Origin of the sequence: Winogradskyella costae, from assembly GCF_013403865.1 — a bacterium.
Taxonomy (GTDB): domain Bacteria; phylum Bacteroidota; class Bacteroidia; order Flavobacteriales; family Flavobacteriaceae; genus Winogradskyella; species Winogradskyella costae.
This window is the reverse complement of sequence record NZ_JABFDK010000011.1, coordinates 55,518-67,440: the sequence shown is the minus strand read 5'-3', so window position 1 is coordinate 67,440 and position 11,923 is coordinate 55,518. Positions and strand designations below refer to the sequence as shown.

Genomic DNA, 11,923 nt, shown 5'->3' with positions numbered 1-11,923 from the left:
AATAGCTTAAATTAATCAATTATTTTAACTTTTCAATAAGAATTCCCTAATACCATTTCCGTCTAAATAGACCGAGTAAAACTTGTGGGTCAACAGAAAACATAAAGCGAATACGCTGGTCGTAATCTTGCTCGGCAATTTCCCAGCCAAGGTTGGAATATATTGGAAAGAATATTTCAAAATAATCTTCTACAAGAGATAATCGAATACCAGAATCATAGACAAATTTGGCGCTATTATGCTTGTTTTTTACCAATCCAACGTCACCATAAGCCTGTATATATCTCCAAATGGAGGTACTGAAATTAGCGGTTGTCATCCATTGGTTGGCGAAGTCTGTTTCTAACTTAGATTTAAAACCACCTTCTGCAATAATAATTTGTTGACTAAAAATCCCTGAGTCCTCTGAGCGTCCCAAGTAATTAAAATCAAATAAGTAATCTTCTGGTCTATCTAAAGCAAAACTAAAATAATTAGAATTGGGGTCAGAGTTGTTGTCTAAGAAAACCCCAGCAAAAAACCTAAAGTTAATATTTCGGTTACTTTGAGTGAGTTTTCTAAATTCATAATTGAATGCGATTTTACTGAATTTGTCAGCGATCTGAATATCAGTATATAATTTTGAATAATTAATAACACCAGGGTTAGAATGTGTGTATCTTAAATTAAAAACACCATAATCGGGTTCATCTAAAATGACGGTAGCATTAGGACCTACCTCTCGTTTTATACTAACATACCTAGCCATAATTTGATCCGTTTGAGGGGATCTAAAATCGGAATCATTTCTAAAACTAAAAGCAACCGAAGGTCTTATTCTAGTGAAAAAAGCATCTGTGGCGAAGGATTGATAACCTGCGGAGAGCCCATAAGTAATATCATATAGATTTTGGTCTTCTATATTATGCGAATAAAATACAGACGTAGAGCCAGTAAGTGAGTTTGATTTTGTAGCGTATTGGGGCGAGAATCTATAATTTAGTCGCTTTCTTAATATGGTTTTATTATAGACCTTAGTTCCTAAGGTTAAACCATCATAGATGTTATTAAATTCTACTAATGGCATAAAGAAAATCTGATTGTAATTAGGATCTTCAATATCTTTAAATAATCTAAACTGAAGTGGTTTGTTGTTTAGAAAAGAACCTTTAATAACTTTGTAATTATCGCGCTGATTATATTCTGGTATTACATTATCGTAATCTAAAACAAAGGTCTCTGTGCTATCTTTAGGTAATGTAATGGTTTTCTTGCCCTCTATATTTTCAACCCATAACTTATCAATAACGGAATCATTTTTTAGCTTAAAAACAGAAATAGGCATCGTATTATCGCGCTTATTTTTAATAGTTAATTTTAGGGAATCTTCTGTAGACTTAACAGAGGATATTTTAAAATCTATTTTCTTTCTAGTATTTAAGTAATCGGTAAAAAACCAACGAATGTCTTTAGATGTTTTAGAGCTGATAAAGGTTTCAAAATCGACTAAAGAGACTGTTTTTAATTGGTATGTTTGCAGGAACTCTGTGATGTTATTAGATAAATTTATGTCGTCTGTAAACTGGTCTAAGTAATCTAAGCCAACACCCGCTTTGTATTTGCCCGCAATATTAGTGTTGAATTTAGTTAAGGAATCTTTAGATGTGGTTAAAGGCTGATCTCTATTTTTTCTAGCAATCTCCATAGAGTAGAGGAAGTATTGAAAATTAAAATCTAAATCAGCGGCATGAAAAGCTCTAATTCCCCATACATCTGCCAAAGTTCCTAAGAGTTTCATGTCGGGATAATTTTCCTCGACATAGTTAATTAAATAATACACTTGAAGTCCTTCACTTAACCAATGCTCTTTTCTAGGATTTAGTAAAAGGATATTATCAATATACTTTTTTAATGCCGTTTTCAGAAGTTTTAATTCGTATTGAAAATCTTCAGGAAAAGGTCTTAAAAAAGAAGGCAACTGATTAAGGCCGTAAAGCGGATCTTTTTGATAATCGATAGATGTTACCAATAATTGCTCATGCGGATAGGTTCCAAGATGTTTGGTTAGATATCTCGTAATTTTATCAGTTATTAATGCCTTAGCGGGATCTGGTAAATCTTTTTCTTTTATATCCGAAATTATTATAAAATCATCAGTCTGTACAAAATTGTACGTCGGAAATTTATTCAGTGATAAATAGGTATCTATTCTATCCTTTCCACTTAGAATCGTGGTTTGCGTGTTCTGTGCTTTATTTATTGTAGTCTTAATAAAATTGAGCTCTGACGTAGCTTTATAATTTATTGGGTAGGTAATATTAAGGGTTACATCTGCTTTAGGGACAAATAAATCATCTAAGTTTTTGTTGCTATAATAGTGCCATTCACCATCGTATACAGCAGGAGTAAGGTACCAATATTTTAAGTCGAAATCCTTGGCTTTAGTCACGCCATAATTAGTAAAAGTAGCATCAGGAACTGTTAGTTGATAGTTAAGTTGTAAAGAATAAGACGCACCAGGTTGCAAAGGGTTGGCTAAATCAACTTTTAAAACATCTGGGTGTGCTTTTAAATGGTCATATTTTAATGGGGTTTCAGTATCGTTTTTTATTGAAGTCACCACTGTAAATCCGCGTTGTTCGGTTTTGGCTAAATGAAATTTAGTGCTAAATTCTTGCTCAAAACGTTCAGCTAGTGGTGTGTATTTAGTAGAGTAGCTGTTGTTCCAATCATTGAGGTAAATACTATTGAGCACATCGTTAGTTTCATTTTTGTAGACTATAGTTTGTTCTATAGTAATAGTTTTGGAGTCTACATCTACATCGGCATTAATGGCAATGCTATTTTGAGCTACAATCGTGTGGCTAAAAATAATTAAGAGGGCTGTTATAAATAGATGCTTATTCAATTAGAGAGTTATAAAATTAAAACGATTAGGAACTGTATCTTTTAAAAGGGTATTTTGTAGAGTGTAAAACATCACTTTAACCATTTCTTGGCTATAAACGGTTAAAGTGAGTATCATTATTGTGTAAAAACCTAAAAACTTCTTTTTTATAGTATGGAATTTAAAAAAAGGTTGTTCTAAAAATTAGGACTAAGATCATATTCTTTATAAAACTCGTTAAGTATTTCAATTACTTCATCGCCAGAATCCACAAGGTGAATAAGGTCTAAATCTTTAGCGCTAATATTTCCTGCGTCTAATAAGGTTGTTTTTACCCATTCCATTAAACCTCCCCAAAACTCTTTTCCGACCAAGATAATAGGAAAGGATTCTATTTTATGAGTTTGAATTAATGTTATAGCTTCAAAAAGCTCATCTAAAGTTCCAAAACCACCTGGCATTACAACAAAGCCTTGTGAGTATTTTACAAACATTACTTTTCGGACAAAGAAATAATCAAAGTCTAAGCTCTTGTCTGAGTCTATATAAGGATTATCATGCTGCTCAAAAGGTAATTCTATATTTAGACCTACAGAAGTTCCGCCTGCAATATGTGCACCTTTATTACCGGCTTCCATAATACCTGGTCCACCTCCTGTAATAACACCATACCCTTGGTCTACAATTTTAGCAGCAACTTCTTCTGCTAATTTATAATATTTATGATCTGGTTTAGTTCTTGCTGATCCAAAAATAGAAACGCAAGGACCTATTTTACTTAATTTTTCATATCCGTTAACAAATTCTCCCATGATTTTGAAAATCGCCCATGAGTCATTTGTCTTTATTTCATTCCATCGTTTGCTGTTGCTTTCTGTTCGCATAAAATCAATATAATTTATTATAACAATATAAAAGCCATATATCAATATGGCTTTGTCTAATTTTTTGAGACTTTCAAATTTAAGTTAAATAGATTGAAATAGATATTTAAACATAAAAAAAATAAGCATACCTAATTATTAAGATATGCTTATGAATTTATTTTATTTAGATATTATAATGGTTTTCGACCTGAAATAATATTGTATAGAATTACAACCACTGCAATAACTAATAATATATGGATGAGACTATTACTGCTCATGCCAGGAATGATATCTAATAATCCAAGCAACCATACAACGATACAAATAACGGCTACGAGCCAAAGAATACTTTTCATAATTTTTAAGGTTTTTCATGTTAGTGATGTTAAATTATAAAATAAAATAGTATCTTAATAATATGTTAAGCAATCGAGTTAACAATATGTTTAATTAAGTTCGTATTGGCCTTTTTGTGCTATTAATTATGTGTTTTTTTGATTCAAACATTCAAAAATTGTTACTGTAAGAGTTAAGCCATTTCTTTCTTTAAAAATTTGGCTGTGTAACTCTTTTTATCTTTTATGATTTCTTCTGGCGTGCCTTTCGCTACAACTTCTCCACCGCCTTTTCCTCCTTCGTAACCGATATCAATAATATAATCAACCGTTTTAATTACATCGAGATTATGCTCAATTATTAAAACCGTATTGCCTTTGTCAGCTAACTTATTAAGGACTTTCATAAGCACTCGGATATCTTCAAAATGTAAACCTGTTGTAGGTTCATCTAAGATGTAAAACGTGTTTCCTGTATCGCGTTTGCTTAATTCTGTAGCTAGTTTTATACGTTGGGCTTCACCTCCAGAAAGGGTAGTAGATTGTTGGCCTAAGGTAATATAGCCTAAGCCTACATCTTTAATTGTTTTAAGTTTTCTGTGGATTTTTGGGATGTTTTCGAAGAAATCTACGGCTTCTTCAATAGTCATATTCAATACGTCACTAATCGATTTACCTTTGTAGCGAATCTCTAAGGTTTCACGATTAAAACGTTTGCCTTGGCAGGTTTCACATTCTACGTAAACATCTGGTAAGAAATTCATTTCTATAACGCGCAAGCCTCCTCCTTGGCATGTTTCGCATCGTCCACCTTTGACATTAAAACTAAAACGACCAGGTTTATAGCCGCGAATCATTGCCTCTGGAATCTTTGCAAAGAGACTCCTTATTTCATCAAAAGTCTTAGTGTAAGTTGCCGGATTACTTCTTGGCGTTCGTCCTATTGGTGATTGGTTTATATCAATAACTTTATCTAAATGTTCTAGGCCTTTAATACTTTTATATGGCATTGGTTTTTTAACACCATTAAAATAATGAGCGTTAAGAATAGGGTACAAGGTTTCATTAATTAAGGTCGATTTCCCACTTCCTGAAACGCCGGTAATACCAATCATTTGTCCTAAGGGTAATTCTATATCTACATTCTTTAAATTGTTTCCTGTGCACCCTTTAAGAATGAGTTTTTTGCCGTTTCCTTTTCGGCGTTTTTTTGGAATTTCAATGATTTTTTCACCGTTAAGATAAGCCGCTGTAAGGGTATGCTGTTTTAATAACTCTTTTGGCGTGCCTTCACTTATAATTTCCCCACCATGTTTGCCTGCGAAAGGACCAATATCAATGACATGGTCGGCACGTTCTATCATGTCTTTATCATGCTCAACGACTATTACAGAATTGCCAACATCTCTTAAGGATACTAATGAATTAATCAATTTTTCGTTGTCGCGCTGGTGTAAACCAATACTTGGTTCGTCTAAAATATAAAGTACACCAACTAGTTGCGAACCAATTTGCGTTGCTAATCGTATACGTTGTGCTTCTCCTCCGGATAAGGATTTTGAGCTTCGATTTAAGCTGAGGTAAGTAAGTCCGACATCGAGTAAAAACTGCACTCTACTTCTGATTTCCTTTATGATTTCTGCTGAAATTTGTTGCTGTTTGCTCGATAAGCGCTCTAATAAACCCTCTAACCAAATACCTAATTCAACAACATCCATATTTACCAAGTCGGCTATACTTTTGCCATCCACTTTAAAATAAAGTGATTCTTTACGTAAACGCGATCCTTCACAAACCGGACACTCTACTTTGTCCATATATTCCTTAGCCCAACGCGTTAGGGATGTTGAATCTGAATTGTATTGACTTTCAATGAAATTGGCAACACCTTCAAAATCTATTTTATAATCTCTGGTAACCCCTAAAAGTTTGCTTTCTACGGTGAACTTATCTTTTCCTCCATGAAGAATAACCTGTTTGGCGTCTTCAGGAATATCTTTCCAAGCGTCATTTAATGAAAAGTCATAACGTTGTGCTATGGTTTCAAACTGTTTAAAAATCCAACTTTTCTTCTGTGGACCATGTGGTGCTAAGGCACCGTTTTTTATAGATAATGATTCGTCTGGCACTAACTTGTGATCGTTAACCACATATAATTCACCGATACCATTACAGTTATAACAAGCACCTTTTGGTGAGTTGAATGAAAAATTATTAGGCTCTGGGTTGGGATACGAAATCCCAGAACTAGGGCACATTAAATTACGACTAAAAAAACGCGGTTCGTTGGTGTCTTGGTCAATTACCATTAATACGTCTTCACCATGATACATGGCTGTATTGATGCTTTCCATTAAACGCTTTTCGTCATTTTCTGTGCTATCGATTTTTAATCGATCAATAACAATTTCGATATCGTGGGTTTTGTAACGGTCTAATTTCATACCCTTTTCAATATCTACGATCTCACCGTCGGTTCTTACTTTAACGAACCCTTGTTTGGCAATTTGCTCAAACAATTCGCGATAATGCCCTTTACGAGAACGGATGACAGGCGATAAAATGTTTATTCGTTTGCCTTTATAAGATTCTAAGATAAGGTCTTTAATTTGCTCATCGTTGTAGCTGACCATTTGTTCGCCAGTATTAAAACTGTAAGCATCGGCAGCTCTTGCGTAAAGCAAACGCAAAAAATCATAAATTTCAGTGATGGTTCCAACCGTTGACCGTGGAGATTTGCTCGTTGTTTTTTGCTCAATGGCAATAACAGGAGATAATCCATCAATCTTATCAACATCTGGTCGCTCTAAGCTTCCTAAAAACTGACGTGCGTAAGCTGAAAAGGTTTCAATATAACGACGTTGTCCTTCAGCATAAATAGTATCGAAAGCCAAAGACGATTTACCACTACCAGACAAACCTGTTATTACCACTAGTTTGTCTCTAGGTATAGTAACGTCTATGTTTTTTAGGTTGTGAACGCGTGCTCCTTTTACTTCGATTGAATCGTTGAATTGGCTCATATATGGTTTTATCCTCCTATTGTTTTTAGCAAAGTTGCAAAGGTACAAATTATGAATCTAATTTTGTTTGCGACTAAAATCATTTGAGTTGATTTTGATGTTGTTATTGTTTTTTTAACGACTTAATGACGTATAATTTTAATTATGTTCCTTTTTATTGTAAGAAAAAACAGGGGCTAACCCGAATATGACCCGAGTATGACCCGAGTATCATCCGAATATGACCCGAGTATGGTATTTGATTGTTTGTTCTTGGTTCTTTGTTATCGCTATTTCGGTGGTATAAGTTTCTAGATACATTTGGTCTTTCTTCGTTATGCTTTGAAAGACAAGATACGCGAGCGTATCGTTGGTAGACTTTGCTGTACTACTTGTATGTTTTTATGCTATCTAATTTTATCTGGTTGAGGTCGTTCTGTAAGGTGTTAATTTTATTTACAGATTGACTGTCTCGTAAAGAATCTTTACGTTTGGAAATATCTTTTAATTCCGCATTAATAGTACTGCTCTCAGTGGTGTCTTCGATGTTTAGATCTTTAGATTTTTTACCAAGTTTTATATCAAAATCATCGCTAGTACCTTCTATAACTACAGGAATACCGATAAGTCCTAATGGAGGTAAGCCAATACGCATTTTAAGACTGAGGTCTCCATCAAAAGAAGTTTGTCCTTCAGCTCTTAACCGAAACGGGCTGACTTTAAACTTGAATTGTTCTATATTTAAAACATTATTATCTACAGTAGACTTGATTGTAATCTCAGAGACTTTAGGATCATTTAAAGCGTCAAAACCTGATTTTTCAGAGACTTTTCCGAGGAGTTTATAGCCATCAAATTTTACATCGTGTACTTTTAATGTGCCTTTACCTTTTAAGGACGTCATAACCGGTAGCATGGTTTCATCTAACAGGCCTGCGATGTTATAATCGATAGATACGATACCTGAGGCTTGTGCAGCAGCAGGTGCTAATTCTTTAAATAAGGCCATGCTGTTATAGCCTTTTTCAATATTTAAATTTTTGGCATTTAAACTTAAAGAAAATAAGGCGTCTTTACTAGAGGTAGGTTGGTAGAAACCTTCAATTTTAGCAGTACCATCAACCATACTTAAGGTGCTATTTTTTAAGAAAAGTCCTTGGTCTTTGATGCCTAAATCTCCAGAAAGCTTCGAAATATTGAGATTGTTGTAGTTTAAGCTATCGATAATTACTTTGATGGCGAGATTTACATTTTTTGGAATTGGCATGACACCACTGACCACACTTTCAACGGTGTCTGGGTTGGTCATATTATTTGTTTGTGTTATTAATTGCTCCTCTTTTGGAAAGAACTCCGTAATATCTAGTTTTTTAGCTTTCAATTGTAAATCTCCTAGCAATACTCCTTTCGAAAATAAAGCATAATCCATATAATTGGTGAAATATCCCTCCATAATCATATCCGAAGATTGGTGCTTAACCGCAAGGTTTGTAAAGGCCATTTTATCATTTAAAAATAAAAATTGACCTTGGTTTACGATTAATGGATACTGTAATATGTCTGAGGTAAAAGTCAAGTTTTTTAAGCTTAAAGTTCCACTGTTGGTATTTTCAGTTTGTACATTATCAAGTTGTCCTTTTAAATGCATATCAGCTGTGAGTTGCCCGTTTGTAATAAGAAACGGCAATTCGATAACTTTATTTAATGCTGTGAAATCGATGGAGCCTTTCCCTCTTATGTCATATTCGGGTTGTTCAAGATTCTTAAAGAACGCAGTGCTTGTAAATTGGTTTTCGAGAAAACTGAAGTTTAAGGCTTTTATGGTTAAAGTTGATGTCTCGTACGTTTCACCTTCGTTTTGGATGCGTGCATCTAACGAAATATCTCTAATGGGTTCTAGATGACTAGAAGTTTGCAATTCGCCATCCGTTAATTTAAATATGCCATTAGTTCTAGGTAGCCTGGACGTGAGCGGTTCGTAAATACCATCAGTGGTAATATCAGCGAACAAGATGCCATTAAATTTAAGATCTGGTAAACCTAATGTTTGGTTAAGTATGTTGAGGTTAAGATGGGATTGAATGGACGACTTTACATATAAAGAATCAGCTTTTCCATTGATGATTAGTTCTCCTTTGGTGCGTTCATTGTTTAAAGTGAAATCTAAATTATCTACCTTAAGATTAATGAAGTCATTAGTGATATCTCCTTTAAGTGTTAGTTGCAAATGCTCTAAGGCTTCTGCAGCATTATTATGTTTAACTGTGCCGTCTATTATCATGACAGCAATTTCCATTTTATCTATAGCTGAGATTTCTGGAACCGTGCCCGTATACCCAGCAATATTGAACGTTGCTTCTAAATCTCCTTTAAATGATACCTCTTTAGACCATTCAGCATATTTTGGAGGTAAAGCACTGATTACCTTTTCTAAGGAACCGCTTTCAGTTTTAAAGTATAAGTTGTAAGCGAAGCCATTATCAAATACATTGAGATTACCGTTAAAATTCACTTTCAAATCATTTAAAGAAATGGTGTTTTTATCTAAGGCTACTGATAAATTTTCAGTGTCATATATGGTAAAGGATTTTGCTTCTATTTGTTTACCATTTAAGTAATCGGTATTATTAAAGGTAACATCTACACTGTTGACGTTTAAACGTGACCCCAATTCGAGTTTGCCATTCACAATACCACCACGACCATTATAATTGAGTCCATGAGAGCTAATAATTAAGCCATTGTTGTTATCTATATAATGGATTGATGCATTGTCTAATTTAAGGCGTCTAAGATTAAGATTTAGGTCTGATGCAGAGGTGTCTTTTGCAACGACAGTTGTGTCCGTAGTTTTGTAGACGTCATAATTACTTCTGCCAAAAGCATCATTAATTAAATAGATGTTACTATCCGTTAAGTAGGTTTCATTAACCACAACTTTATCTGAAAAGATGAGTTTAAAGACGTTGATGCCAAACCCTAATTCTTTAGCATTAATCAGGGTGTCTTTTTCAAAAGGTTTTGCACTTGCTAAATTAACATCTTCAAAAGAAAACGTTAACGAAGGAAAATGATTAAAGAACGAAATATTAGAATCTTTAAACTGAAGTTCGGTGTTTAAATTACTATTAATTCCTTTTTTAATTTCATTAGAAATAAGATCACTAAATAAGGTAGGAATCGCAAAAAGACAGATGATAAGAAATGCTAATACCGCTAAAGTCCATTTGAGTACTTTTTTCCACTTGTTCTTCTTTGCTGCTCCCATTAACGTGCTACTGATCTAAAAGATTAAGCTGTCAAAATTAATCTTATTTTGAGAGTACGACGTTGTATCAAAGTTAATTGTAGCGATTTATTGTGTTAAAGTCTTGTGAACATTAATAGGGTCAGTCTTTGAGCTGTCAGGGTTTTGAAGTCCAAGATAATGTTTACCTGATGGATTTTTTTATTATTGGCTAGTATTATTATTATTAAAAGCTTAGGATATACAATCGCTAAAATTAAAGCGTAATCGAACACGCACTAAATAATCAGAAGAGCGCACATTTGTGTGATTATAGTTCAATAATTATCTAAACACCCATTAAATTTACAACACATAACGTAAACACAAACAATTATGGAAAAGTTATTAAGAATTATAGGTGCAGCTTGGGGAGCTAAGAAAATTGGGGGTGGTAAGTGTGGATGTATAGGCACTATAATTGTGTTTTTTATACTGTATTGGCTATTAGGTTATGTCTTTGAGGTGTTTTAAGAATTAGAGTCATTAATTTAGAGATGCCTTGCTTTTTTTGTTAGAATATATAAAGGCTTTTTCTATCTTTATTCTCAATTAATTTGAAACATAAAATCTCTATGAAGATAATAGGTATTGGCAAAAATTACGTTAACGATACATCAGAAATTAGCGCCATAAAAACAGGAGTACAAACTATATTTACAAAACCAGATTCGTCTTTAGTTACAGATAATATGGATGTAGAGTTTCCTAAAATCACTAACCAATTGGCTTACGAGGTAGAGTTAGTCGTTAAAATAGGAAAGCGTGGTAAGGACATTGCACTTAATGATGCTATTTCTTATATTTCAGAATTAGCGGTTGGTATTGATTATACCGCTAAAGATGTTTTAGCAGCAAGCAGAGAAAGTAAAGGCCCTTGGGCTTTAGCAAAAGGGTTTGATGGAGCATCACCAATCTCGGCATTTAGACCAGTTTCAGAATTTTCACAATTAGATGCTATACATTTCGATTTAAAAATCAATGGGGAGCAAAAACAAGTGGGCACAACGGGTTTAATGATTTATAATTTTGCTGAAATTATAACTTACATTTCGTCATTTATGACTTTAGAAGAAGGTGATCTTATTTTTACAGGTACGCCTGCCAGTGGAACGGGCTTGGTTTTTAAAGGTGATCATTTACAGGCTTCAATTGAAGGTGAATTGCTTTTGGATTTTAAGATGATTTAAATTTTCAAAACATTGCTTTTTTATAGGGCAAAAAGATTGTTTTATTTAATCATTTCGATCTATCTTGTTGTAAGCACGAATGACTAAAACAGCCCAAACGACCACGCATATAGACACAAATATCGAAAAAGATAAAATTATTTCATTTGCCTCCATTGAAGATTTGTTTAAAAAAGATTGCGAACGCGAGAATTGTCGGGACCCAGAGTCCAATAAAAATGGCATGATGCTGATCTCCTCTTAAGAATAAATACATGGCAACTATAATAATTAAAACACATAGTGCTATCATAAAGAGGTTTAATGAGCCTATTTTTTTCATAAAGTTTATAACGGATTAATTAATTGATCTAAATTTAATAAAAAAAACACAAT

General features: G+C 33.6%; 7 protein-coding genes. 2 read left to right on the top strand and 5 right to left on the bottom strand.

Annotation, left to right across the window (positions count from 1 at the left end):
• Window positions 1-46: 46 nt before the first annotated feature.
• From HM986_RS16410 to HM986_RS16390, 5 genes are all read right to left on the bottom strand, one after another.
• Window positions 47-2,887: a gluzincin family metallopeptidase gene (locus tag HM986_RS16410; protein ID WP_179336130.1), complete on the bottom strand. Its 2,841-nt coding sequence runs from the start codon at window positions 2,885-2,887 to the stop codon at window positions 47-49.
• 176 nt (window positions 2,888-3,063) lie between these two features.
• Complete coding sequence (locus HM986_RS16405; RefSeq protein WP_020896921.1) at window positions 3,064-3,750, bottom strand: LOG family protein; 687 nt, start codon at window positions 3,748-3,750, stop codon at window positions 3,064-3,066.
• Window positions 3,751-3,923: 173 nt separating this feature from the next.
• Window positions 3,924-4,091, bottom strand: coding sequence for a lmo0937 family membrane protein (locus HM986_RS16400; RefSeq protein ID WP_115808440.1), 168 nt, complete (start codon window positions 4,089-4,091; stop codon window positions 3,924-3,926).
• 173 nt (window positions 4,092-4,264) lie between these two features.
• Window positions 4,265-7,093, bottom strand: a complete 2,829-nt coding sequence (gene uvrA, locus HM986_RS16395) for an excinuclease ABC subunit UvrA (protein WP_179336129.1) — start codon at window positions 7,091-7,093, stop codon at window positions 4,265-4,267.
• 367 nt (window positions 7,094-7,460) lie between these two features.
• The gene (locus HM986_RS16390; protein ID WP_179336128.1) at window positions 7,461-10,340 is read right to left on the bottom strand and encodes an AsmA-like C-terminal region-containing protein; all 2,880 of its coding nucleotides are present in this window, start codon (window positions 10,338-10,340) and stop codon (window positions 7,461-7,463) included.
• Window positions 10,341-10,694: 354 nt separating this feature from the next.
• Between HM986_RS16390 and HM986_RS16385 the strand changes: the two genes are divergently transcribed.
• Window positions 10,695-10,832, top strand: coding sequence for a hypothetical protein (locus tag HM986_RS16385; protein ID WP_179336127.1), 138 nt, complete (start codon window positions 10,695-10,697; stop codon window positions 10,830-10,832).
• A gap of 101 nt (window positions 10,833-10,933) precedes the next feature.
• On the top strand, window positions 10,934-11,548 hold the full coding sequence (locus HM986_RS16380; protein WP_179336126.1) for a fumarylacetoacetate hydrolase family protein: 615 nt from the start codon (window positions 10,934-10,936) through the stop codon (window positions 11,546-11,548).
• Window positions 11,549-11,923: the final 375 nt, after the last annotated feature.